The sequence below is a fragment of the Dolichospermum planctonicum genome, from assembly GCF_005402965.1.
GTDB lineage: Bacteria > Cyanobacteriota > Cyanobacteriia > Cyanobacteriales > Nostocaceae > Dolichospermum > Dolichospermum planctonicum.
The window spans coordinates 85,649-110,001 of the sequence record NZ_BJCF01000002.1; the positions used below are offsets into that span (position 1 = coordinate 85,649).

The window sequence follows — 24,353 nt, forward strand, 5'->3', positions numbered from 1 at the left end:
GTCACTCTTGTGGATTAAAAAGATAAAAATTCATCACTTTAATTGTTGACCACACCTTTTACAAAATTTAGCATCTGTATCATGAAAAGCTAAACCGCAACCTTCACAAATAGTTTCCACCTGATTTGCTGTTTTTACTAATCGTTTAATTAGATCTCCAATTTGCCAAGGAATCAGCGCCACTCCTGTTAAAATCATTAATACTGTCAATAAACGACCTAATTCAGAAATGGGAATCACGTCACCAAATCCCACGGTTGTCATTGTCACAATTGAGAAATAAAAGGCATCTAAAAAAGTGTTAAAATTATGGGGATTAAGTGGATGTTCGACTTGATAAATTAACCCAGAGAAAACAAAAATTATGGCAAATAAAGTAAATAATATTCTGGCAAAAATTACACTATCTTCATTACTAATACTACCAATTAAAAATTTTTTGTCAATAAATCTCAGTAATCGTAAGATACGAAACCAGCGTAATAAACGGATAAAACTAATATCTGCTAATCCGATCAAAGATGGTAGAATTGCCATTAAGTCAATAATTGCATAAAAACTCAGAATATACTTAACTCTATCTTTCGTACTCCATAAGCGCAATAAATATTCCGCAGCAAATATCATTAATATACAAGTATCTAATATTCTTAACTCTAAGTGAGCATCTTCAGGAATACTATAGGTTTCTGCGACAAAAATCCCTGAAGATACTAACACTAATAAAGCGATAGTTAAACTAATTACTTTACCTATAGATGTTTCTATATCTGTTAGGTAAAACTCTACTTTTTCTCGATTTATCACCATTTTTCATCCAAAAAATTATGGGGAATAATTACAATTTTAAATTTAAACAAAACTCTTAGTTAAGTTATTTAGTTATTTGTTATTTTTCCCCAATTACCCATTAACTATTAACCATTACCATTAAAACCTTAAACCCACTCCACCTTGTAAAGATAAAGCCGTACTACCACTATTACGATCAGCATCAAAGGCAATAATAGCATTACCAAAAATCACAGTATTACTATTAGGAACAACGTAATCAATTCCTGGTTGCAAAGCAAAGCTAATTTTATTACCTACAGGAGAAACTGCATCACTACTATTGATGACTAATCCAGCACCTAAATAAGCATCAGTTTGCCAGTTGAGAGGGATATCATAGGAAACAGTAGGTACTATTGCTGTTCCTTTGCCAATTAAGGCTTGAGTGCGGAAAGAAATAGGGGTTTCCAGTAACTTATAACGAAAAGCCAGGACTGCACCTAATTGACTATCCTCCGTCAATCCAACAGTAGGACCAATGCCAACATAACTACCATAGGCTACTTGAGCTTGTGCGGGTTGAGAGTTGACAGCTAAACCCAAAACTGTGACTACAGACATCAGTCCAAACCAATGCTGAATTTTTTTCATCACACCACTCCTAGCAGAATCTAAATACTAAGTTAATTTGTGATTATTTGTATTTATGGACAACGAGAATGTAGTCCACCTTTAGTACAAATTAGGGCTAATTGTTGAGGATCTAAATTTTTAGCTTTACTAAAATCTACTCCTTGAACTGAAGCATTTTGTGAACCAAGATCAGGAGTTTCTACAAATTTGTCTGACTCTTGTTTACCTGTAAACAGAATTGCACCTTGAAAATCCGCTCCGGCTACATTTGCTCCCCGTAAATCGGTACGACTTAAATCAGCATTTCGTAAATTGGCGTTTTCTAAGTTAGCTGATTGCAAACTAGCGCCAGTAAGTCGAGTAGTACTGAGGTTCGCATCACTAAGATTAGCATAATCTAAATAGGCTTCGGATAAATCTGCACCTTGCCAATCAGTTTTAGTTAAATTTGCATAAGCTAATTGTGTACCGACGGCAGAAACACGAACTAAATGAGCCGCATATAAATTTGCTTCTGTTAAATTTGCATCGCTTATATCTGCATTAGTTAAGCTGGCATTTTCTAAGAGTGCATTGCGTAAATCTGCACCTACTAACTGGGCGCTACTTAAATTAGCACCAAATAACCGGGTATAGGATAAGTTGGCTTTGTTAAGAGTAGCGCGACTTAAATCACTTTGATTCATCAAAATACGACTTAGATTGGCATCAGTAAAATTAGTTTGCTTTAACTGAGCGTTACTTAAATCTGCCATGGTATCATCGTAAGTATCCCAACGTCCATCTTCGCCTACACTACGGAAACGACTACCTTGGAAATTGCCTTGGTTGAGATTTGCAGATTTCAAGACAATTCCTGATAAATCAACGTTGTTTAGTACCAATTTGAATGACGAATTTCCCCCAGATCCTTGAGAACCTAATTGAGCATTGCTCAAGTCAATATTGTTAATTTTGCCACCATAGATAGCTAGAATTTTGTTGATTACCTGCTGGGTGAGAATTAACTGATTTTGTCTAAATTCCCAGTTTGAACTTTTCCCCATAGATTCTATTTCCCCAGCTAAAAACTGATTCACGCGCTTTAATTCTGGCATGGCTTTTAGCCCTGTATTAGTTAAAGCTTGTTGAATCGTATCCAGGGTTTGGGGGTCTGTTTCTTTTACCAGTAAATCAACTAGTAATTTTATGGATTGTGTGTCATTCATGCTACCCAATGCTAAAACGGTTTTTTGACGCTCTTCATTGGTAACACCGTTGTTGGGATTAAGTGCTTTAATGAGTTCAACAAACTTTTGGCTATTAGTTTGTTCGCTTCTGCGTTGGCTTTCTTGGGTTTGGATATAGATTTGTGTACCTATTAAAGTTGATAATACAGCAATCATACTAGTCAGCCCCACCAAAAACAGGCTGAAATTAGAATTGCTTCTCTGGGAAAGGCTGGAAATAGATTGTTGACTGGAGAAACTATCTACATTATCTTCATGTATTTTTGATTCTTCACCAGACTGACTGAAAGTGCTTTTAGCGTCTATTGTATAAGTCCGAGCTAATTGGTCATGAAAGGATCGGTGATGCTTTTGTCCAGGCCAACCCTTTGCCTCTGCCAGGATAATTAACATAGTTAAAGATGTAAACAGAGATAAGTTGGGAAAAATAAAGCTGTAGCGCCAGAGCAGATAAGCTGCGGAAACTGGTACAGTCCAGCGCCCTAATCCTTCTCTGACTACTATTGCACTTAATCCGGGGGCTGCTCCTTCTGCATTAACCACCCGCACACCAAACCAACGCTTGGGAATGGTACTACCGGTTTGAGCTAATAAATACAATTGCCACCAGGAAAAGGTGGTGGGTAATAATACAGCTAGAGTCCACAGGATATTAGTCGGCCAGGCTACATTACGAATACCATAATTTACGGGTAATGCTAGAGGTCTAGCGATCGCTTTTTCTGTGACTACTAGGATCGGATTGAGGGGGACTCGCTGGATATCACTACGGGAATCTATATATGCACCCAAAGCATAAGGAACTAACCCACTGGCAATAAAGAGGGTTATTTCCACCGTCCAAGCCGCAAAACGCCTAGCTGTTAGTGATGTAATATTGACTTTTTTCGGTTCTTCTGGGTGGCTAGATTGATTACTGCTTCTCCCCATAATTGGATTCGCCATTGGATAATTACCTATTAGTTTATTTTATACCAGTGTCAGAGTGATGAAAATAGGCTATTGCTTATTTCCCTTTTTTGTCAGCAACAAAAAATTTGTATCCAAGATACACTAACCCCGCCAAAACTGCCAAACTAATTACAGAAGCGACTAAAGCAAATACTGTTTGCAGTATCCAAACAGTTAAAAGCATGACTATACCTGTAACTACCAGCTTTTTAATTGTTGATAAACTATTAAACCAAATTCTGCATCTTTCTAAATATAAGTTCCATTTAAAGAAACTTGTGATAGGTGTCTGTGCCTTTGGTCCTTGGGTATTAACTCCAGTGGACTTGATTTCTGCTTCTAGATTTTGCAGACGACGCTGTAAGTCTTCTTCTGGTTGAGAGTTCATATCACAGGGAGTGGGTAATAGGGTGGAAATTTAGGCGACTATCTAGGTTTAATGATAATTGTATGTTCTCGTCCAACTGATAACCGCTATATTGATTATCACTAATACAATTTAACGTCCAATGATGTTTTACTGAAAAAAGAAATATTCAGAAATTATGATTGGTACTTGGTTGCATTTATTTTGGATCATTTTAGTCGGCCAGATGCCCAGAATACAAGCCTTGACTAAATTGGGAAAATAAAATTTACCTGGGTAACAACTGGGAACATTGACTTTCATGGGAACTTAGGCAGATTTTTCTCCTTTTGACCAGTAAGTTCAGGATGTTTTAATTTTTTCCTATAGTAATTCTATTGAATTTGTCACTATCTGCATAACTACACTTATTTGCGTAGTTGCATAACAGTAATTACCTTTTTACTCATTAGACATCTCCTATTAGTGAGAGAATAAAAACTGGAAATCATCCCTGCTTTGTGTTGCTGACAAACCAAAGGAATCTTAAAAAATGTGCAAAAGAGTTACTTTAATTTTATTATTGCTGTTGAGCTTCAGCATAATTAATCCCAGTTTAGCTGAAGCTGCTGGACTTAAAAGCTTTGTAGATAGTGCTGATGGTTATCAGTTTAATTATCCTAATGGTTGGTTACAAGTGAAGGTTGCTGATGGACCTGATGTGGTATTTCACGATTTAATTGAAGTATCAGAAAATGTCTCTGTTATTATTAGTCCCGTTCCTGCTGGTAAAACTTTGTCAGAACTAGGAACACCTTCAGAAGTCGGTTATAAGTTGGGAAAAGCGGCTCTTGCTCCTGTTGATTCTGGCCGTACTGCTGAATTAATTAACGCGGCGCAAAGGGAAGTAGATGGTAAAATCTACTACTTTCTAGAATATGAAGTTAAACTTCCTAATGGACAAAAAAGACACAATATCTCTAGTGTGGCTGTAAGTCGTAGTAAGCTTTTTACCTTTAATGCGTCAGTACCCCAGAAACGCTGGAAAAAAATACAACGCATGATTGATGAAGTTGTCAGTTCTTTTACTGTGTATTAATTGTGTATTGATAATTAAAAATGGGGACGGGAATAGGGTAAATTACCAATTACTAATGATCAAGACTCAAGACATGAAAATTCCGCAATTTGTCCTTGCTTCTGCTTCCGTTGCGCGTCGTCGTTTACTACAAACTGTCGGTATTGACCCAATAATTTGCCCTAGTGATTTTGATGAGTCGCAAATACAACTCAATGAACCCGGGGAATTGGTACAAACTTTGGCCCAGTCTAAAGCGGAAACTGTAGTTTCCCAATTTCCATCAGCTTTGGTCATGGGTTGTGATTCAGTTTTGGCAATTAATGGTAAAATCCATGGTAAACCAGCAGATGATCAAGAAGCGATCGCTCGTTGGCAAGTAATGCAAGGTAATTTTGGCGACTTGTATACAGGCCATGTTTTGATTGACACTGCACAAAATCGGCATCTTGTCAACTGTCAAGTTACTAGGGTGTATTTTGCTAAAATGAGCGATCGCGCGATTCAAGCCTATGTAAAAACAGGTGAACCCCTCAAATGCGCTGGAGCATTTGCTTTAGAAGGGTACGGGAGTTTATTTGTGGAAAAAATCGAGGGTTGTCATAGTAACGTCATTGGTTTAAGTTTACCTCTATTACGGGAAATGATCGGAGAATTAGGATATGAAGTGACAGATTTTTGGGGATAGTTAGGTAATTATTATTCCCAATTTTTCTCAGAGAAAATGTTAGAAAATAGAGACTACTATCTGAATATGAAATTAGTTTCCGAAAACAAACCATGAGACGAGATGAGGTAATAGCAACTTTAGCAGCACATCGAGAAAAGTTGCAGGAATTGGGAGTAAAATCCCTTAATTTGTTTGGTTCAGTAGCGCGGGATGAAGCTCTTTTAGATAGCGATATAGACTTTTTAGTGGAGTTTAATCGTCCGGGTGGGTTGTTTCAACTTTTGCGAGTGCAGTATTATTTAGAAGATATTCTGGGATGTCCTGTAGATTTGGGAACTCAGGATGCTTTGAGAGAACATTTGCGAAAACCTGTATTCAAGGATATCATTCGTGCCTTTTAGAGATTGGCGGCTTCGCGTTCAAGATATTGTCTTATCTATCAATGAAATTGAACAAAGGACAAGGGATATAACCTTTGAAGAATTTGCAAAAAATCAAACGATTGTCAAAGCTGTTCTCTATGATTTTATCGTGATTGGAGAGGCTACTAGAAATGTACCGAACGATATTCAGTTAAGCTATCCTCTTATACCTTGGCGTTTGATGGGAGGAATGCGAAATGTGGTAACTCACGAATATTTTCAAGTTGATTTGAGTAGGATTTGGGAAACTATTCAAAATGATTTATCCCCATTATTACCACAATTACAAGAAATACTGGAGAGAGAAATATCAGAAGAATAGTTGATCTGGTGCAGATAGTTGTAAACTAACAAATAAATTGTATTTCCTAAATAATATGTCCTTTACTCCTTCCTTGCGCGAACAACAACATCCCCTAATTCGTCAACTAGCTGATTGTATTGAAGCAGTTTGGCATCAACACCTAGACTTATCACCATACCATTTACCTGCGGAGTTGGGATATGTGGAAGGTAGACTAGAGGGAGAAAAATTGATTATTGAAAATCGTTGTTATCAAACTTCCCAGTTTCGCAAAATGCACTTAGAACTAGCAAGGGTGGGGAATATGTTAGATATTCTTCATTGTGTGATGTTTCCCCGTCCAGAATATGATATACCCATGTTTGGCTGTGATTTAGTTGGAGGTAGAGGTCAAATTAGTGCCGCTATTGCTGATCTTTCTCCTGTAAATTTAGATCGGATTTTACCAGATGGTTATAATTCTCAACTGAGGGAATTAACTAAACCCAACTTTTCTCAACCTCGTGAATTACCAGAATGGGGAAATATATTTTCTGATTTTTGTCTGTTTATTCGTCCTACTTCTTCCGCAGAAGAAATAAGTTTTTTATCTCAAGTCAAGTCATTTCTAGAAATACATTGTACACAAGCAATTGCATCTAGTCCAGTGGCACCAGAAAAAGTAGCTCAAATTATTGCTGGACAACATAACTACTGTACAAAACAACAACAAAATGATAAAACCCGGAGAGTTCTAGAAAAAGCTTTTGGTACAGAATGGGCAGAAAATTATATGACTACAGTTTTATTTGACTTACCGTAAGCATTCAGCGGTAAATATTAAGTAGTGTGTGTTACGGTTATAGAATATTTAGGAGTTTGAGATATTAATAATTAGATATTAATAATTAGCCGTAATGCACCGATATATATCAATACATAAACTGCATTAAGCTGGCACTAACACACCCTACTATTTAAGATTACTATTTAAGATTACTTTATAAATTTATAAATCATCTCTGATAGCCAAATACTTGCCATTATTACTCTATTACTCTAACTGTAAGTTGTGTTACGTTTTCTCTCAATCAATAAATGTAGAATTTACATGAAGTGATCACCACTGATACTTCTCGGACGGGAAACTAAAGTTAATCAGCCAAATTTCTAGTTATCTAATTTAAGCCGATAACTAGTGATTATTAATTGGTAAAATTATCATCTATTTCCTGTGCTGTTAGATTTTTTATGTGTTTTGTAGATATTAAATCTTCTTGACGTTCTCACATAAAAGTAAGGGATTAAACAGATGTTTTAAAAAGTGCTAGTCATCTTAAAAAGACTTGCAAATTCTCCTCAATTAACTCTAAAAATCAAAGTTTTAAACTTTAATTTATTAATTGAATAAATTAAGGTCAAAGTTGATAGAGATTAAGATGATCATCATGTAGTTTATCCAAAGTCAATCATACCAATTAAACAATGGTTGTCAAAATCAAGCCATAAAAATGTGGATTTTCCATAGTCACTAAGTTAATCCATAAAGTGACTAATTCCCCTATAGCTAAGTTAATTTTTTTAGTTTCATCACCACAATTCGGATCAATAGGTAACATATCATGTCAACGGTGGATGAAAAATCGAAATTTAAGGTTGAACAACCTAAAGTTTGGTTAAGTGTTGCTGTAGCCTTACCAGTAGCATTAGCTGCCGGTTTACTAGCTACAACCAGAATGGAACAATTGAAAAAACTGACTTCTGCTGTATCTGTAGCACCAATTCCGAATACTATTAGCGCCATAGGACGTTTAGAACCAAAAGGAGAAATTATTAAACTCTCCGCTCCTGCAGGTTTATCAGGTAATTCACGAGTCCAACAACTTCTAGTTAAAGAAGGACAACGAGTACAACAAGGGCAGGTTGTGGCTATTTTAGATAACCGCGATACCAGTATGGCCGTAGTCGAAGAAGCCAAAGCCAAAATGCAAGAATCCCGCGCGAATTTAGCCCAGGTGCGTGCGGGTTCTCCTAAGGACGTTCAAGCCCAAAAATTCATTATTGCCCGATTACAAGCCCAATTGGCCGGGGAAAAGGAAGCTCAACAAGCCATGATTAGCAGAATTGCGGCTCAGTTAAGTGGTGAGAAAATTGCCCAAGAAGCCACAGTTACCCGTTTAGAGGCCGAACTATTGGGACAAAGGGAGTCTTTAAAAGCTACAGTTGAGCGCGTTAGAGCAGAACAACGCAATGCTCAAGTAGATTCTGGACGTTATGAATTTTTATACAAACAAGGTGCTATTTCTCAGCAAGAACGAGATAGAAGACAGTTAAATGCAGTGACAACTAATCAACAATTAATTGAAAGTCAAGCTAGTTTAAAACGGGCAATAGCTACTATAAAACAACAAATTTCTGAAGCTAGAGCTAATCAGGTAAAAACTCTAAATACTTTACAACAGCAGTTAATTGAAGCTACCGCTAACCGCAATAAAACTATAGCCACTTTGCAAAAACAAATAGACGAAGAAAGAGAAAAATTAAATCGTCTATTAGTAGTTAGTCCACTAAATGTTCAAGTAGCTCAAGCTCAAGTTACTAATGCAATTGCCTTAATGAGAAAAGCTCAAGCAGAACTTCGGCAAAGTTATGTTAAAGCTCCTAGTTCCGGTGAAATATTAAAAATTCATACTAAATCAGGGGAAATGATGGGTGTAAATGGGATTGCGGAAATTGGACAAACCGATCAAATGTTTGTAGTCGCAGAAGTTCCTGAAGATAGTATTAGTAAAATCCGTTTAGGTCAAACTGCTACTATTTCCAGTGATAATGGCACATTTAATGGTCAATTAAAGGGTAAAGTTACGGAAATTGGTAGAAAAATTGGCAAGAAAGATGTTCTCAATAACGACCCGGCAGCAGATATTGATGCTAGAGTTGTAGAAGTAAAAATTGCTTTATCTCCAGAGTTTAATAAGCAAGTTTCTGGTTTAACTAATGCTAAAGTTACGGTAGAAATTAATGCTAATTAACTTCCTATTTCTCTGAAAAATATTCAGGTTAAACTACTTAATTAATTGTTTCCAAAATCAAAAAAAGCTAAAAAATGGCAGTGAAAATACCTTTATCTTGGCTACAACTGACAAGAGAAAAAACTCGCCTAGCGGTAGCTTTGTCAGGTATTGCGTTTGCTGATATTTTAATGTTCATGCAATTGGGTTTTCGGGATGCACTCTATTATAGTAACGTCAGAATGCACAGCAGTTTAGCAGGTGATGTGATTTTAATTAATAATCAATCTAATGCTGTTTTATCAATGAAAAGTTTTTCCCAAAGAACTTTATATAAGGCGTTAGATTTACCCACAGTTCAATCAGTACATCCCATATATTTAGACTATACAAGCTGGAGAAATCCCGTTACAGGTCGCCCTCGCAGTATTTTGATTTTCGGCATAAATCCAGAGGTTAATTTGTTTAATTTACCCGGAGTAAATGAAAACTTAAATAAACTTAAACTTCCTGATGTGGTTTTATATGATCGTTCTTCTCGGGTAGAATATGGTCCGATTACTGATAGTTTTAATCAGGGAAAAATTGTCACTGCTGAAGTAAGAAGACGACAAGTTAAGGTGGGTGGATTATTTACTTTAGGAGCATCTTTTGGTGCAGATGGTAATTTAATTACTAGCGATCTTAACTTTTTGCGAATTTTTAATAATCGTCAACGGGGACTAATTGATATTGGGGTAATTAAGTTAAAACCTGGCGCAGATCCTAATCAAGTGGCTCAATATTTGCGAAGTTATTTACCTACAGGTATTAATGTTCTAACTAAGGAGGAATTTGTTGAATTTGAAAGAAATTATTGGGCAAGTAGTACGGCTATTGGTTTTATTTTTACATTAGGGACAATTATGGGTTTTATTGTGGGAACTGTCATTGTTTATCAAATTTTGTATACAGAAGTAACAGATCATTTATCTGAATATGCTACTCTCAAGGCCATAGGTTACACTCAAAATTATTTATTAACGGTGATCCTTCAAGAAGCTTTTTTATTAGCTGTTGTCGGTTATTTACCCGGATTTGCCTGCGCTCTTGTTTTGTACAATGTTGCTAGAGACGCTACTCTTTTACCCATATTCATGAGTTATAATCGCGCTATTATGGTAATCATGTTAACTATTTTAATGTGCTTTATTTCGGGAATGATTGCTATTCGTAAATTGGGTTCTGCGGACCCAGCAGATATTTTTTAATAGGTAATACATAATAGGTATTTAACTTACATATTACCTAAAATTAAAACTCTTGTGGGGTGGTTATCTTAACCGCCCTGGTTATGCTTAAAGGTTTATCAGCCCTGATTATTCCATCTTTCTTCTCAACTTTTCTATTATGATCAACAAAAAACCTGTAATAACTATTAAAAACATTAATCACTACTATGGTAGAGGATCTCTAAGAAAACAGATTTTATTTGATATTAATTTGGAAATATATGCCGGAGAAATTGTAATTATGACCGGTCCATCAGGTTCAGGTAAAACAACATTACTGAGCCTAATTGGTGGTTTAAGATCGGTACAAGAAGGAAGTCTAAAATTTTTAGGTGAAGAACTGTGCGGCGCAAGTCAAAGTAAACTAGTAAAGATGCGTCGTAATATTGGTTATATTTTCCAAGCTCACAATTTATTGGGTTTTTTAACTGCTAGACAAAACGTGCAAATGGCTGTAGAATTAAATCATCGTATTTCCCAATCAGCAGCTATTTCTCAATCAGAAGCTATGCTGAAATCTGTGGGTTTACAAGAACGTGTTAATTACTATCCAGATAATTTATCAGGTGGACAAAAACAAAGAATAGCGATCGCTCGCGCTTTAGTCAATCATCCTCCTTTAGTATTGGCTGATGAACCAACAGCGGCATTAGACAAACAATCAGGACGTGATGTAGTAGAAATCATGCAACGTTTGGCTAAAGATCAGGGAACTGCTATCTTACTTGTTACCCATGATAACCGGATTTTAGATATTGCCGATCGCATTGTGGAAATGGAAGATGGTCTTCTGACCCGTGATGCTCAAAATGTCGCTTTGAATCACGACTCTAAGACAAATAATCATAACAGTCTAATAACGTGAATTTGCTTATTAGTATATTGTCATTACAGGTGCTTTGCGGGTAGTTTTGAATGTCACATTCACCCCTTCACTTAATTGTTCCAGTACAAGCAGCGGCGTAGGTTTCGCCTTTTGATCCCAATGCATATAAACAATCCGACCTTGAATAGTCGGTTGCCAGGTATCGCCATTTTCACTGGGCAGCAGGTAAGTTTCTATACAATTAATTATTTGGGAGATAGTAGTAGAAGTGGCTTGAATTGGTAACTTAATTAATCGAATTTGTATTCGGAATAGTACCCGCTTCACAATTTTCGGTGCTACACCGGTTTCATATTCAATATCAAAAGTTTCATCTATTTGCTTACCATGATTGCTACTGGCAACTCCCACAGATCCTTGTCCCGATTGACCAGGACGCAGCGCCAAAGATATCTTATCTTTAACCTTGATTTTCATTTGATTAATCAGGGCTAAATGGAATACATCCTCTGACATCCGCATTCGCAGATAATCTAGATTAAAATGCCGTGAGTCAGCTAAATCGGGATTATTTTCCAGTTTGCGAATAGTTTCCAAAGCTAACTTCAGTTTTTTGTCTAATTCTTGTGTGCGGAATCTTTCAAAATTTAATTTTTTCTCACTCTGCTGCAATAAAATTTTACTATAAACAATTACACCAATCAGAGCTAAAACCATTCCTCCACTGGCAAATAGTAGCAATGGTGGACTTTGGGATTCATTGACAACTACGGCTTGAGTCGTTTTTGTGATCTTCGGTAAAGAAGATTGATTGAGAAAATTTGTACTAGACATAATTTGCAACCTTTAACTATAAGACTAATATTTGATTGTTGAAATATACCTAGTGCATTGCCAACCTTGGGCTGGTTTTCCAGGCCTGACTACACTACTTAAATTTTTTCAACTATCATTTACGATTGCTATATTAACAGGCTATCAGTATTCAGAATTTAGTTAGGGTAATGTAACATACATTACATTTTTCTTGACATTCCATAACCTACAATCAATGTTATGGTTTCCTCATGGTTATGCGGCTTGGCAAGGGTAAAAGCTGTATAAGTCCATGTTATTGCCAATGTATATGGTGATTATTGTGCAGTTTTTAGACTATTATTGGGATCTCATATATGAGATTACTATATTGAATATCAGAAATCCATAAGCTAATGCTATACCACTTTTATCTTTTCTTTGTTATTTTGTATTGGGGGGAACAGTTATTCCACATAAAGCCCGTTTAAATAAAAATTAGTTCAACTACTTTACCGTTCCTCAAGTTCAGTGCAAATTGCCAAGACAATTTATCATCTAAATGACCAAGGCAAATTTTCATCAATCTCATCTACGGAGGACTTACAACTATGCTGAAAACCAATAGTCAACCAATGATTATCTCTAGTTTTGTTAACCATGAGGAGCAAAACCGTCAAGCTAAAAATCAGTTTAATTTATTGCAAAAATTACGTCAATTTCTGGATGAAATCGAAATTGATAATCGTCAAGTCGCTAAATTGATTGCTAAACTTATTCCTGCCCAATGTCCGTTTGAGCGTGATATCGTGGTTTTTGGTCGCAAAATCGCCCACATTCCCCCTTTATGCAAATTTAACCCCCTGTATGACCAGTTTGTAGGCTTGCGTTTTCGTGCATTATGTTATTTAGTAGATAAGTGTGGAGAAGACATTCAATCTTACTGCTGAATAGAACATTAAATAGGCCATGGAAATTAAAGTCGAACATCAACCAAATCTTGCACATCTCAATCAGTTAGATGTATTCAATTGGCCAATTTGGGAAAAGGAAATATCCAAGTTTCCTTGGACTTACGATGATCAGGAAGTTTGCTACTTTTTAGCAGGTAATGTCATTGTCACTCCTCATGGAGGACAAGCGGTACAAATGGGTAAAGGAGATTTAGTGACTTTTCCTGCTGGTATGTCTTGTGTCTGGGAAATTATCAGCGATGTCAGGAAACATTATCGCTTTGATTAATTGTAATTTATTTTTACTAATTTTGATGCAACCCAAATAATCAATATCTGAGAGATGGGAATTTGATATTTTTTAGCGGGTTGCTATGAAACCATTGATCCTAAAATATCATCTACAAATAAATTATTTTCGGGGAATGCTAAAATTGACAATTTTTCCCCGCGACTTAGTATTTGAATGTCCCTATAACCATTTTCACTAGGGTAGCGATAGACAATAATTACTTGTTGATAAATATCAACTAACCAAACTTCAGTAATACCACTACTAGCATAGAGAGGAATTTTTACGTCTCTATCATATTCAATACTGCTATCTGCAACTTCAATTAATAAGAATATATCTTGGGGTTGGGGGTGTCCAGATTCATAAAAATCTGCACGGGTTTGTAGTAATGCGATATCTGGTTCAGGTTCAGATAAGTTATTCAAGAGAATCGGATTTTGTACCCTAACAATTACTTTTATTCCCAGAATATTGCTGAATAAGCGATTAATTCTGTCAACACAAGCTGCGTGTCTTCTACCAATTGGTGACATTTCTATAATTTCTCCATTAATCAGTTCTACTTTATCATTTTCTGACAAAATACCGGCTTCACTCATTTGATGGTATTGAGAAATATTAAAGCGAAAATTTTTAACCTGTGGTTTTGCTAATTGTAAGGTCATAATTAACTTTCTCCTATTTACCTTTATTTTTAAAATAGCAATAATATCCCCGACTTCTCAACTCAATTGATTATTTAGACTAAATTAGGCGTTTAGAAACCGGGTCTACAGAGACAAAACCCACCTGAGTGGGTTTAGAAAACTGTTTATAAAAAATCAAAAAATACGTCAGGAACTAATCTCAATTCACCAGATTTAAACCGGGAAATATCTATCCATAATGCGCGATGTTGACGTTCTGGTGTTTCTGAAAAAGTTAAACTTTCGATTTGGTAAAATTTGGAATCTGCAAAATCGCATTCATAGAGTTGAATGATTTCATGTCCTTGTTTACCGTTAAAAGTAAATAGGTTTTCGATACAACTTAGATAGCGAATATTGGTTAATTCGGCTTGAATTTCTTCTTGAAACTCTCTAATTAAAGCTATGCGGCTAGTTTCACCAAATTCTACACCACCACCTAAAGCGCGATAAAAGATTGATTGTTTTGTAGGATCATATCCTTCAGAAACAAAGATTCTATTACCATCTCGAATTAGTGCTAAAACAATTACTCGAATTTGACCTTCTTTATTCATGATAGTAATTAATTATAATGATCGTAGATTGAATCGGGGTGACTTTCACTATTTTCTATAGGCCAATCTGAATTTTCACCACCAAGGTATAGTTCTTCGATAGCGACATATTCTTGAGTTAGTTGTGTTAATGCGTTGATCAGAATGTCTAAAGCGATCGCATCACTTGTTCCCAAATCAAACCAACAACGCATCCATTCTCCTTCATATTCAAATTCACCCATATTGTGCATCAAAGCCAGTAAGCTTTTATCATAGCCTTTTGCATCATAATTCATATAGCTGATATCAATTCCTGTATCTTGTATTTGCAGATTTTCCGCATTAAATCCCCCCAATTTACCTAAATAAAACCAGGAATTAAATACTTCTTCTACATATTTTTTTTCTTGCAGAGAGGGAATGGTGCTAAACTTCAACCAAATCCAGACATCAAAAGGATTAAACTCGCGGAATTGAATTTGCATTTTTGTAATGGGTAATGGGTAATGGGTAATGGGTAATGGGTAAGAAATTCTTGCCAATAACTAATAACTAATAACTACTAACAGCTTGACTGCGTTCATATTCAATTTGTTCGACTAAATTAACAGGAAGTTGAGATTTTTTGGCTAATGCTTTGTCAAAATAAACTATTCCTTCCTTAATCAAATCCTGACTTTTTTCCCTTTTTCCTTTTTCCTGAAGAATTTGAGCTTTTAGATAGTAAATTTCTGGGTTGTCAGCAGTTGTTTTTAAAGCGCGGTTGACATAATCTAAAGCCTGAGAATATTGTTTCAAATCTCGATAAGCTAAAGCAATACCCCTATCTACTAAATAACCAGGTGCCGCATTTTTTTGCAACCGTTCAATTGCATCATCTGGACTGGTAAAAGGCAAATTTACAGCTAACATTAAATCCATATAGCCGCGAATTAAGTTTAACTCTGGATCATTGGCAGAAATTTCTTCCGCTCTGTCAAAATATGTATATACTTTTCGTAAGCGACTAAAAGCAGGTCCAGCACCATTGATAGTCCCTTCTCGACCGAGAATTAGCGCCCCCTCTAAAAAATGACTGGCAGCAATGTATAAATTACCACGTAATGGATCACTAGAAATAAGATTTTGTGCAGTTTCCAGAGTTTTTTGACTGTATTTTTCTAAACTGGCCCAATCTTGATCTCTATAAGCTAAACCAGCCTGAATCACATAAATTAAGGGTTCATTGGGTTCGCTAGAAATAGCTGCTTGTAAGGATTTTTTAGCTTTTGGGTAATTTCCCTCTTGGAAAATCGCTTTAAAAACAAATTCCGTATTATCACCAATTTTACGAGTTTCTTGAGTCCGAAATGGATCAGCAGCAAAGGAGGGATTTACAAATAGATTTAAAAGAATTGAAGTAGTAACAGTCACTTTTAAAAATATAGGAAATCGCCAAGATATGATGAATTGAGGAATTAAGAAATGTTTTAACATCGTCATCACGGGAATAATTACGGTTGAAATTGTTTTATCTATTACCTAAAATGCAAAACAGTGAATTATAAATTACGTCTATTGCCACCAAAATTTACCCTAACTTGGTAATCTTAACAGATGCTCTATCTTAGAAATCTAACTTATCACCCCACGGCTTGCCCCAAAGCAATTCTCCAAGCCATTAACTTAGAATTACCACCCCAGAAACTGGGTTTAATAATTGGACCTAGCGGTTCAGGGAAAAGCACCTTATTAGAAATTCTATCTGGACTAGCTGATCCTAGCACTGGTGGGGTTTTTTGGCGAGAGCAGGGACTCATAGCTGAACAACTGCAACAATTAGCAGGTTTAGTATTTCAATTTCCAGAACGACACTTTTGCGGGGGGACAATTTTAGAAGAGTTGCGCTTAGGACATCCAGAACTAGGATTAGAACAGGTTAAACAAGCATTAACAGAAGTTGGATTAAATAATTTATCTTTATCTGTATCTCCTACTAATTTAAGCGGTGGACAACAAAGACGGTTAGCTTTAGCAGTCCAATTAATTCGTCAGCCGAACTTATTGCTATTAGATGAACCCACAGCCGGTTTAGACTGGTCTATGCGTCGTCAACTGGTAAACTTATTAGCTAAACTGAAAAAAGATTGGACATTGTTAATTGTAACACATGATGCCAGTGATATGTTACCAATAGCTGATTATTGTTGGACATTAGATCATGGTATTTTAAAATCAGTTGAGCCGACAACTTTGGGAAATAAAACACAAGGAGTAGTGACTAATTTACCAGATTAATATTAACTTTCTTCTTCGTTGTTCTTCCTTCTTTGCGTCTTCGTGGTTCATTTAATTCATATTTTGTCAAGAAATAGGGAATTTAACCGCAGATAAACGCAGATGAATTTGATATCAATGTTCAAGTAAAAATTGGCTAAAATTAATGGGAAAAAGTGATTTTCAATAATGGATATAGAACCTTTATCTATCGCTAATTTACCGAAAATGGCGGAAATATGGGAAAAGACCCTAAATTGGCAACCGACAAATCTACAAGAAAACCAATTTCAACAACTTTATCAATTAATCATTGCGGGAAATCGCCAAATTAACTTAACTCGCATTACTGAACCTGAAGAATTTTGGGAGAAACATCTTTGGGATTCCTTGCGAGGAATTGCACCAAAACAAATATTTATTCCCGGTATTGACAGGGGAAAACGGATAATTGATATTGGTACAGGTGCAGGTTTTCCTGGTTTACCAATTGCTCTAATTTTTCCCAATTCTCAAGTTACACTTTTAGATTCTACGGGTAAGAAAATTGCTTTTATTGAGACAGTTTTATCAGCACTTACTCTCAATAATGCTAAAACTTTACTTGGGAGAGCGGAAGAAATTGGTCAACAGTATGAACACAGACAAAATTATGATGTCGCTGTGATTCGGGCTGTGGGAAATGTTTCTGTTTGTGCTGAATATAGTTTACCATTAGTCAGAAAAGGCGGTTTGGCGATAATTTATCGGGGTAGTTGGAGCGAAGCAGAAAATGAAAGTTTAGAAACTGCTGTTGAACAATTAGGTGGAGCAGTTGAATTAATTGAAGAATTTTCTACTCCTTGGAGTAATAGTATGCGTCATTGCCTTTATTTGCGAAAAGTCACCAACACACCAATTAGTTTTCCCCGTGGGGTTGGTATACCCAGTCAAAAACCAATTTAATCAGCGAATTTCTCGATTTTAGATTAGATTAGTGATTAGATATCTAATAGCGTGAGAGACTCAACGCTAACAGCGACAATAAACCTAAAATTCCCAAAATCTAAGTGTTAAATTTGTCTCAAAATGGGTGTTCTGTATGGGTTGCTTCTTCAACAGAAAGGCTGCTGACACCAACCGCTGTTGCTCTTGGTAAATTTGATGGTGTTCATCTTGGTCATCAAAGAGTAATTCAGCCAGTATTGCAGTCAGTATGGGGTAAAAGTGGGGAAAATTCAACCGACCCAGACCGAAAAAATCCGCGCCCTTACTCAACCGTTGTTACTTTTGATCCCCACCCCCATGAGTTTTTTACAGGACAACCCCGTGATTTATTAACACCACTGGATGAAAAAGTGCAACAATTGCGATCGCTTGGGGTAGAACAATTGGTATTATTACCTTTTGATAGAGAATTGTCCGCTCTTTCCCCGGAGGAATTTGTGGATAAAATTCTGGTTCAACAACTCCAATGTCAACAAATTAGCGTTGGCCAAGATTTCTGTTTTGGCAAAAAGCGTATGGGTACAGCCCAGGATTTGCAAATACTCGCAGCTAAATACAATATACCCGTGACCATAGTTCCTATAAAAAATGATACAGACAGCTTGTCCACAACAGATGATACTCGTATCAGTACATCCTTAATTAGGGAAAGTTTAGAAGTAGGTGATATTCCTAAAGCAAATCGTCTACTGGGAAGACCTTATACTCTTACGGGTGAAGTAGTAACAGGTCAGAAATTAGGTAGAACTATCGGCTTTCCTACGGCGAATATCCAACTACCAAAGGATAAATTTTTACCTCGTCATGGTGTTTATGCTGTGGAGGTGATGATTCATAACGAAACTCCAGATACAGACTCTATTCCGCAATTAGGGGTAATGAATATCGGGAACCGTCCCACAGTTAATGGTATAGATACTCGTGTAGAAGTACATTTTTTAAATTGGTCTGGTGATTTATACGGAAAAATTTTAGAGATACAACTAGTAAAATTTTTGCGTCCTGAACAGAAATTTCCCTCTTTGGAAGCGCTGAAAGATCAAATTCAACTTGATTGTACAGCAGCTCAAGCAATTTTTAATTCTTAATATTGCGCGGGGAATTTTTAATGTCAACTTAAACATTACAGCGATTTTTAAGTAAATGAACCAAGTTTGAAAATCTTACGCAAAGGAAGAAAGGAATATAAAAACAAAAGTGTGGTACAAGTACATTAAAATTGCTGTAATAAGAAAGGTAAAAAGTGCATCTACAAATAAAAAACCGCTTATTTAATATCAAATATCATGGGAGGTATAACCTCCCAAAAAGTATTTCTATTATATAGCACTTGCGAAAAAATTTTTAGAAGAAGATCATGGTTTTAAACTTTTTGAAATTAATTATAAAATCTGTGATTGAATAATATATTTAAAAGTAAAACCATTTCCAAAAAGCTGTTTTTTGCTTTCCTCTCCTTGTGTCGGTGGTTTAGCAACTTCAGAAATTTTTAATTCTCATGCTAGATTAGAATTTTTACGTGGTAATACTGTAGGAAAGGCTAAACTATTAAACAAGTTTTTAGTCCAAACTCAGAAACAAACCTTCTACATTTCCCCCCAGTGAGAAATGGTTATAATAAATTTATTCAGGACTTACGTATAAAGTATTGATGATTTAAAAAGTACTCAGGACGCACTAAATTCCGTAAATACCGATAAATTAACCAAGCTAAAACTCCTAAACAGAGATTGAGCGTAATATCCCTAATTATAAACCAAAAAATTGCCGGTTCAAACCAAAGTTCCCACCGCAAAGGGCTAATTTTTCTATACAAAATCAAAAATCTAAATATAGAATTTCCACCCAATAAAAACATTAATAATACTAAACCCTTTTGCCAATTACGCACTGAGGATCTATGTCCAGAAATTAACACTAAAGGACTTTTACCCTGTAATTTTCTCAGTAATTTTTCCCACCGCAAAAACATCCATAACAGCAAGGGAAATAAACCATAAGTAAGTAAGTATAAGGGCTGTGGAAACCTGCCAGCAATAGATAAAATATTAACTAAAGCATGAAAAAAGACAGAATTTAACCAAGCGGTAAAAATCAAATTCCGATCTTGATCGCACCTTGTTCTAGTACCAAAATATACCGCCAAAGCGTAACCCCAAGGAGCGGAAAACATCACATGAACTGGTGTACCAATAGTCCTTTCTAAAATTGAGGATGTACCATTAAATAGATAAATCCAGGTTTCTTCTGCTGCAAACCCTAACGCTACTGCTATAGTAAACAAAAATACAGTAGTACATCGCAAATAATACTGACGTTGTAAATAGCAAATGGGCAGAATAACTGCTACTAATTTACAACCTTCCTCAATTGGTGCTATTGCTAATATTTGCCGGAAGATCATACCAGAAAAATGACGCTGTATCTGTTGCCAGTTTAAAAGCCAGTTAGCAGTGTTTTCCAGGGCAAATTCCAGCCCAAGAGCCACAAAACCAGATATAGCGCCAATAATGAACAATATGAGTAAATTTAACACAGGTGGGGCAGCCGGGGTTCTGCGGTAGTAGAACCACAAAAACAGTAAGGGGGGAATCACTGCCCATAGCACTAGTAATAAATTATCCACTCACCTGAGCAATTACAGTACGATGACGGGGACTATTGCTAGTAATAGTAGGAGCGTTAAAGCCGGACTTAATTAAAGCCTGTTCAATGTCCAAACTAAAATATTCGTCTAAATAAGGTTCGGTGCTTTTGAGCAGTGTCAAAATATAAGGTGGCATTTTTTTGTAATTTTCTGCTTTGGGGTTCATGTCCATAATTGCTAAGTGGCCACCTGGACGTAAGATACGTCTAGCTTCAGTAAAAATCCTGTAGTTTGCTGATTGTGGTAATTCATGACACATCAGACAAATAGAAACTAAATCAAAGGTAGCATCTGTAAATCCTGTAGATTCTGCTTGAGCGTGAACCCAGTTAATTTGAGTTTGACGTTCTTGACTACGATAATTAGCTACAGCTAAGAAGTAAGGAGATAAGTCTAAACCGGTAATTTTGGCTTGGGGATAAGCTGATTGTAAGGCAAAGGTACTTAATCCCACCGCACATCCTAAGTCTAATATATTTTGTGGTTGGGGATAAATTTTTTCTTTGAGAATATTGTGGTAACTTTGACGCAGTTTAGTGTCACCTTGAGAACCGGCTTCAGTCCAGATACTAGCATGAACGGTGCGAGCAGCCACTTCTAATTCAAAAGCTGCTGGCCAACTTAAATTTCCGTGTTCGTAGGCATGAAATGGCCGCAAATAGTATTCTGGGTAATTAATTTGAATTTGGGGATTTTCAACTTTTGATAAGTCTTTTACCCAGTCACGCTGTTGCAGTTTTTCTACTTCCTCTGTCCAGGGTACACCTATTTTTTCTGCCCGTTTAATCATCATTTGTCGGGCTTGGTGTTTGGCCAGGTTTGCTAGGGGTTTAATCGCTAAAATGCCATTAATGAAGCGAGAAGCTAAATCAGGGGCATTGTTGATGGTAGTTGTCATAAATCAATTTTGGTAAGTAGCCTTTACATACATTAAAGCCTAAGGATTTGATGAAATTCAATACTTACTTGAAATATAGGAATAATATTTGATTTTTGATAGCTTGCGTGGCGTAGCCATACAAGACTCAGTAGGTATCAATTCTGTCTTTTCTGTTCCCTGTTAAGAGTTCCCTGTTCCCTGTTAAGAGTTCCCTGTTAAGAGTTCCCTGTTAAGAGTTCCCTGTTCCCTGACCACACAAGTAAATTCACAGAATCAAACCGGATTCCTATATTATCTTGAAATATTATCTTGAAATATTATCTTGAAATATTATCTTGAAATATTATCTTGAAATATTATCTTGAAATATTATCAAAGTGGTTGTAATTTAATAAACCTTTAATTTACGTGTTGGTGAATGAAGGTATGAATTTGTCTCACGCAAAGACGCAAAGGCATGAACAGTAAGGAAATAAAGAAATAAGGAAATAAGGTTACACCAGAAATTCTTGATTTTTAAGGATGATTATTACTTCTCAGCTTTTGGGCTGCAAGATAGATTTTAGTCCATTCACTTAGAACTTGATGGGTTTTACGTTGTAGTTTTTGGGCTATTTCTTCTATGGAATTACCAGCTTTACACAGGTTGAGAACTTGCTGGGCTAAAGGGGTTAATTGTTCTTCAAGTTGTTGCCATTCTGTTGCAGTTAACCCTAAGTTATCTTCTTTTAAGGATGTGGAAAGCCAGTTATCTACTAATTCTGGTTGACCTTTAATCGCAAAAATTCGCACAGCATGATAACTAATTTTTTCTCGCAGACGATATACTTCTTTAATAGGTTTATTAAGTTGTTTGGCAATTTGTTCTTGAGATTTACCTTGCAGATATAACTGCAACCAATCTACTGCTAGTCGTCCAATATTTGCTAATAAATATTCTGCAAATTCTTCTTGTACGAGTTGACGGTTAGCTTGTTGTTCTTCTAGATATTGGATTTCTTGATATTGTGCGATCGCTTGATTATCAATTAAGCTAACAGGATTATCGTTATTTTCTGCTATAATCTCCTCGGAAACAAGTCTCACTAATTCACTGGTAGGTACTTGTGTTAAACCCCCTCTCTGGATTCTTCTTAGGTAATTAACAAACCTGTACATTAATATTGGTTGATTCCGAACTGGACGTAAACAATATTCTTCAATACTAGCAAATAACAACATATCTCGCAATCTTTTATCTGTTGTTAATGCGCTAATTTGGCTCATTTGTTGTTGAATATAGGAATCACTTTGTAATAATTCCTGAAGCACTTCTTGAAGTACATCAACAACACTACGTTGACGATCTCTGCTTAGAGATATCCAAGACTGAATTTTATTTCTAATCGTAACTACGCTACCCAAACGACTAATAAGTTGACAATAAGCCTTTTCTCTGCTCATTCCTAAATAGCGTTTGTGCAAAATTCGCCACCGATATTCTATTGCTTGTTTAGCAATTTCTAATTCTTTGGGGTTAAGTAAATTAAACCGGTTTAAATCTATTTCCAACAGCCAGGAAATAATACTTTCTCTATTAGCCTGACTTTGTTCTGGACAGTCTGTAGCCAGTCGTTGTTGCCAATATTCAGCTATATCTACCCCATTTTGTGTCATAGCAATATTGCTCTCCTCGAAATTAGATTTGGCGATTTAGTGGCAATTAATAACTCCTAATTTATTATGTATAAGATTTCTAGAGTGATTGACCGCAGATAAACGCAGATAAGAATAGATGATTTAATAGACATTGCCGGTAAAGGATGTAGAGAGGTTCTTCTGTTAGGGATTCTCGGCTCTACAATCTTTACCGTTAGATGTTTATGAGAGGATGTTTTAAAAGCGAATATAATTCGCTACTACACAAGCCAATTTCACTTGGGTGGACTAATGAAAAACCAAGGATTTCTAACCTGCATAAGCAGGTTTTATCTGTGTAGCCGTGATTGACTATGGCCGATTTCAGTATTAATTTAGACTACTGCATTCATCCTCTTACCCCTTACCCATTGATAAAGTATTAAATTAACCCCTGTTAGAGGCAGCAATGATGGGATTTTCTACGGAATCTCTATACTGTTGTACTTCTGCTGTATAAGCGATTGGCAATACAGCCTCTACGTTTTCATGGGGACGGGGAATAATTACCCAAGATTCTAAAGTACCACCATAAACTTTTTCTACAGCATCTACACCGGCAGCCATAGCGGCTTTCACTTCGGAAACGTCACCACGAATGTTAACTGTAAACCGGGCGCTACCAACTCTGATATAACCAACTAGGGTAACTCGTCCTGCTTTCACCATTGCGTCTGCTGCTGCGAGTACAGCGGGAAAACCCTTAGTTTCTAATGATCCGACAGCCTGTAATGACATTTTTCATCTCCTGTTTTGAATATAAAGTTATGGAGGGCTACAAATTATTTGTATGAAGGAATACTTCAATTTTTGATAGCGCACTTACTTAGAAAATACGGAAAGGTTCGGATTTCGATGTGAAGTGAATGGGTAAGACCGTTTCTACGTTTTCCGGAGGGTTGGGAATAATGTAGTGGGTAATAACCTGACCACCATAGATTTCTTCACCCGCAGTAATACCTGCGGCCACGGCTGTTTGGACTTCGGCAACGTGTCCCCTGACGGCAACTATCAAGCGACCACCTTCGGCGATACCATAGTACACAATGGTGACACCCGCTGCTTTGACCATGGCATCTGCTGATGCTAAAACCGAGGGAAAACCTAATGTTTCAATTACGCCAACTGCCATTGGCATGGGCTG

29 protein-coding genes are annotated in these 24,353 nt (G+C 36.4%); 14 read left to right on the forward strand and 15 right to left on the reverse strand.

Annotated elements, in window-relative coordinates:
• Nucleotides 1-33: 33 nt before the first annotated feature.
• The 4 genes from FFO06_RS01545 to FFO06_RS01560 form a co-directional block, all read right to left on the reverse strand.
• Nucleotides 34-810 (reverse strand): ion transporter, encoded by a 777-nt coding sequence (locus tag FFO06_RS01545; RefSeq protein ID WP_137906447.1) that lies wholly within the window; start codon nucleotides 808-810, stop codon nucleotides 34-36.
• Between the two features lie 120 nt (nucleotides 811-930).
• Entirely contained in the window at nucleotides 931-1,425 is a 495-nt protein-coding gene (locus tag FFO06_RS01550; protein ID WP_137906448.1) for a hypothetical protein, read from the reverse strand.
• A 53-nt stretch (nucleotides 1,426-1,478) separates the two neighbouring features.
• Nucleotides 1,479-3,581: a pentapeptide repeat-containing protein gene (locus FFO06_RS01555; RefSeq protein ID WP_137906449.1), complete on the reverse strand. Its 2,103-nt coding sequence runs from the start codon at nucleotides 3,579-3,581 to the stop codon at nucleotides 1,479-1,481.
• Nucleotides 3,582-3,642: 61 nt separating this feature from the next.
• Nucleotides 3,643-3,975: a hypothetical protein gene (locus tag FFO06_RS01560; protein ID WP_137906450.1), complete on the reverse strand. Its 333-nt coding sequence runs from the start codon at nucleotides 3,973-3,975 to the stop codon at nucleotides 3,643-3,645.
• A 511-nt stretch (nucleotides 3,976-4,486) separates the two neighbouring features.
• Between FFO06_RS01560 and psbP the strand changes: the two genes are divergently transcribed.
• The 5 genes from psbP (at nucleotide 4,487) to FFO06_RS01585 (ending at nucleotide 7,209) form a co-directional block, all read left to right on the forward strand.
• The gene (psbP, locus tag FFO06_RS01565) at nucleotides 4,487-5,032 is read left to right on the forward strand and encodes a photosystem II reaction center PsbP (protein WP_137906451.1); all 546 of its coding nucleotides are present in this window, start codon (nucleotides 4,487-4,489) and stop codon (nucleotides 5,030-5,032) included.
• Between the two features lie 73 nt (nucleotides 5,033-5,105).
• Nucleotides 5,106-5,699 (forward strand): Maf family protein, encoded by a 594-nt coding sequence (locus FFO06_RS01570; RefSeq protein ID WP_137906535.1) that lies wholly within the window; start codon nucleotides 5,106-5,108, stop codon nucleotides 5,697-5,699.
• 92 nt (nucleotides 5,700-5,791) lie between these two features.
• The gene (locus tag FFO06_RS01575) at nucleotides 5,792-6,082 is read left to right on the forward strand and encodes a nucleotidyltransferase family protein (protein ID WP_137906452.1); all 291 of its coding nucleotides are present in this window, start codon (nucleotides 5,792-5,794) and stop codon (nucleotides 6,080-6,082) included.
• Nucleotides 6,072-6,425 (forward strand): HepT-like ribonuclease domain-containing protein, encoded by a 354-nt coding sequence (locus FFO06_RS01580; protein WP_137906453.1) that lies wholly within the window; start codon nucleotides 6,072-6,074, stop codon nucleotides 6,423-6,425. The genes FFO06_RS01575 and FFO06_RS01580 overlap by 11 nt, the downstream gene beginning before the upstream one ends.
• 55 nt (nucleotides 6,426-6,480) lie before the next feature.
• On the forward strand, nucleotides 6,481-7,209 hold the full coding sequence (locus FFO06_RS01585; RefSeq protein WP_137906454.1) for a phycocyanobilin:ferredoxin oxidoreductase: 729 nt from the start codon (nucleotides 6,481-6,483) through the stop codon (nucleotides 7,207-7,209).
• A gap of 655 nt (nucleotides 7,210-7,864) precedes the next feature.
• Here FFO06_RS01585 and FFO06_RS21065 read toward each other — a convergent pair.
• On the reverse strand, nucleotides 7,865-8,005 hold the full coding sequence (locus FFO06_RS21065) for a hypothetical protein (protein ID WP_162501164.1): 141 nt from the start codon (nucleotides 8,003-8,005) through the stop codon (nucleotides 7,865-7,867).
• A 3-nt stretch (nucleotides 8,006-8,008) separates the two neighbouring features.
• On the opposite strand from FFO06_RS21065, the gene FFO06_RS01590 reads away from it, so the two are divergent.
• The 3 genes from FFO06_RS01590 (at nucleotide 8,009) to FFO06_RS01600 (ending at nucleotide 11,533) form a co-directional block, all read left to right on the forward strand.
• Complete coding sequence (locus tag FFO06_RS01590; RefSeq protein WP_137906455.1) at nucleotides 8,009-9,418, forward strand: HlyD family efflux transporter periplasmic adaptor subunit; 1,410 nt, start codon at nucleotides 8,009-8,011, stop codon at nucleotides 9,416-9,418.
• 74 nt (nucleotides 9,419-9,492) lie between these two features.
• The gene (gene devC, locus FFO06_RS01595) at nucleotides 9,493-10,647 is read left to right on the forward strand and encodes an ABC transporter permease DevC (protein ID WP_137906456.1); all 1,155 of its coding nucleotides are present in this window, start codon (nucleotides 9,493-9,495) and stop codon (nucleotides 10,645-10,647) included.
• Between the two features lie 139 nt (nucleotides 10,648-10,786).
• Nucleotides 10,787-11,533, forward strand: a complete 747-nt coding sequence (locus FFO06_RS01600; protein ID WP_137906457.1) for a DevA family ABC transporter ATP-binding protein — start codon at nucleotides 10,787-10,789, stop codon at nucleotides 11,531-11,533.
• 9 nt (nucleotides 11,534-11,542) lie between these two features.
• Here the strand turns inward: FFO06_RS01600 and FFO06_RS01605 are convergent, their stop codons facing one another.
• On the reverse strand, nucleotides 11,543-12,328 hold the full coding sequence (locus FFO06_RS01605; RefSeq protein ID WP_137906458.1) for a hypothetical protein: 786 nt from the start codon (nucleotides 12,326-12,328) through the stop codon (nucleotides 11,543-11,545).
• Between the two features lie 572 nt (nucleotides 12,329-12,900).
• Here FFO06_RS01605 and FFO06_RS01610 point away from each other — a divergent pair.
• Both FFO06_RS01610 and FFO06_RS01615 read left to right on the forward strand, forming a co-directional pair.
• A complete protein-coding gene (locus FFO06_RS01610) occupies nucleotides 12,901-13,239 on the forward strand; it encodes a Mo-dependent nitrogenase C-terminal domain-containing protein (RefSeq protein ID WP_137906459.1) in 339 nt (112 codons plus the stop codon).
• A 19-nt stretch (nucleotides 13,240-13,258) separates the two neighbouring features.
• The gene (locus FFO06_RS01615; protein WP_137906460.1) at nucleotides 13,259-13,531 is read left to right on the forward strand and encodes a cupin domain-containing protein; all 273 of its coding nucleotides are present in this window, start codon (nucleotides 13,259-13,261) and stop codon (nucleotides 13,529-13,531) included.
• Between the two features lie 83 nt (nucleotides 13,532-13,614).
• Here FFO06_RS01615 and FFO06_RS01620 read toward each other — a convergent pair whose 3' ends face one another.
• From FFO06_RS01620 to FFO06_RS01635, 4 genes are all read right to left on the reverse strand, one after another.
• Complete coding sequence (locus FFO06_RS01620; protein ID WP_137906461.1) at nucleotides 13,615-14,202, reverse strand: Uma2 family endonuclease; 588 nt, start codon at nucleotides 14,200-14,202, stop codon at nucleotides 13,615-13,617.
• A 146-nt stretch (nucleotides 14,203-14,348) separates the two neighbouring features.
• Nucleotides 14,349-14,780, reverse strand: a complete 432-nt coding sequence (locus tag FFO06_RS01625) for an NUDIX hydrolase (RefSeq protein ID WP_137906462.1) — start codon at nucleotides 14,778-14,780, stop codon at nucleotides 14,349-14,351.
• Between the two features lie 8 nt (nucleotides 14,781-14,788).
• Nucleotides 14,789-15,247, reverse strand: coding sequence for a DUF3531 family protein (locus FFO06_RS01630; protein ID WP_137906536.1), 459 nt, complete (start codon nucleotides 15,245-15,247; stop codon nucleotides 14,789-14,791).
• A gap of 67 nt (nucleotides 15,248-15,314) precedes the next feature.
• Entirely contained in the window at nucleotides 15,315-16,238 is a 924-nt protein-coding gene (locus FFO06_RS01635) for a Sll0314/Alr1548 family TPR repeat-containing protein (RefSeq protein ID WP_137906463.1), read from the reverse strand.
• 120 nt (nucleotides 16,239-16,358) lie between these two features.
• On the opposite strand from FFO06_RS01635, the gene FFO06_RS01640 reads away from it, so the two are divergent.
• From FFO06_RS01640 to FFO06_RS21070, 4 genes are all read left to right on the forward strand, one after another.
• Nucleotides 16,359-17,039 carry an ABC transporter ATP-binding protein gene (locus tag FFO06_RS01640; RefSeq protein ID WP_137906464.1) on the forward strand — a complete coding sequence of 227 codons (681 nt, stop codon included), beginning with the start codon at nucleotides 16,359-16,361 and terminating at the stop codon, nucleotides 17,037-17,039.
• Nucleotides 17,040-17,207: 168 nt separating this feature from the next.
• Nucleotides 17,208-17,963 (forward strand): 16S rRNA (guanine(527)-N(7))-methyltransferase RsmG, encoded by a 756-nt coding sequence (gene rsmG, locus FFO06_RS01645; protein WP_199306375.1) that lies wholly within the window; start codon nucleotides 17,208-17,210, stop codon nucleotides 17,961-17,963.
• A gap of 104 nt (nucleotides 17,964-18,067) precedes the next feature.
• Nucleotides 18,068-19,093, forward strand: a complete 1,026-nt coding sequence (locus tag FFO06_RS01650) for a bifunctional riboflavin kinase/FAD synthetase (protein WP_137906465.1) — start codon at nucleotides 18,068-18,070, stop codon at nucleotides 19,091-19,093.
• 355 nt (nucleotides 19,094-19,448) lie between these two features.
• Nucleotides 19,449-19,610: a hypothetical protein gene (locus FFO06_RS21070; protein ID WP_162501165.1), complete on the forward strand. Its 162-nt coding sequence runs from the start codon at nucleotides 19,449-19,451 to the stop codon at nucleotides 19,608-19,610.
• Nucleotides 19,611-19,632: 22 nt separating this feature from the next.
• Here FFO06_RS21070 and FFO06_RS01655 read toward each other — a convergent pair whose 3' ends face one another.
• The 5 genes from FFO06_RS01655 to FFO06_RS01675 form a co-directional block, all read right to left on the reverse strand.
• Nucleotides 19,633-20,631: a PrsW family intramembrane metalloprotease gene (locus FFO06_RS01655; RefSeq protein ID WP_137906466.1), complete on the reverse strand. Its 999-nt coding sequence runs from the start codon at nucleotides 20,629-20,631 to the stop codon at nucleotides 19,633-19,635.
• Nucleotides 20,624-21,550, reverse strand: a complete 927-nt coding sequence (locus FFO06_RS01660; RefSeq protein WP_137906467.1) for a class I SAM-dependent methyltransferase — start codon at nucleotides 21,548-21,550, stop codon at nucleotides 20,624-20,626. The genes FFO06_RS01655 and FFO06_RS01660 overlap by 8 nt, the downstream gene beginning before the upstream one ends.
• Nucleotides 21,551-22,048: 498 nt before the next feature.
• Nucleotides 22,049-23,188, reverse strand: coding sequence for a HetZ-related protein 2 (locus tag FFO06_RS01665; protein ID WP_137906468.1), 1,140 nt, complete (start codon nucleotides 23,186-23,188; stop codon nucleotides 22,049-22,051).
• Nucleotides 23,189-23,596: 408 nt separating this feature from the next.
• Entirely contained in the window at nucleotides 23,597-23,947 is a 351-nt protein-coding gene (locus tag FFO06_RS01670; RefSeq protein ID WP_137906469.1) for a carbon dioxide-concentrating mechanism protein CcmK, read from the reverse strand.
• An 88-nt stretch (nucleotides 23,948-24,035) separates the two neighbouring features.
• Nucleotides 24,036-24,347 (reverse strand): carbon dioxide-concentrating mechanism protein CcmK, encoded by a 312-nt coding sequence (locus FFO06_RS01675; protein WP_137906470.1) that lies wholly within the window; start codon nucleotides 24,345-24,347, stop codon nucleotides 24,036-24,038.
• Nucleotides 24,348-24,353 lie beyond the last annotated feature (6 nt).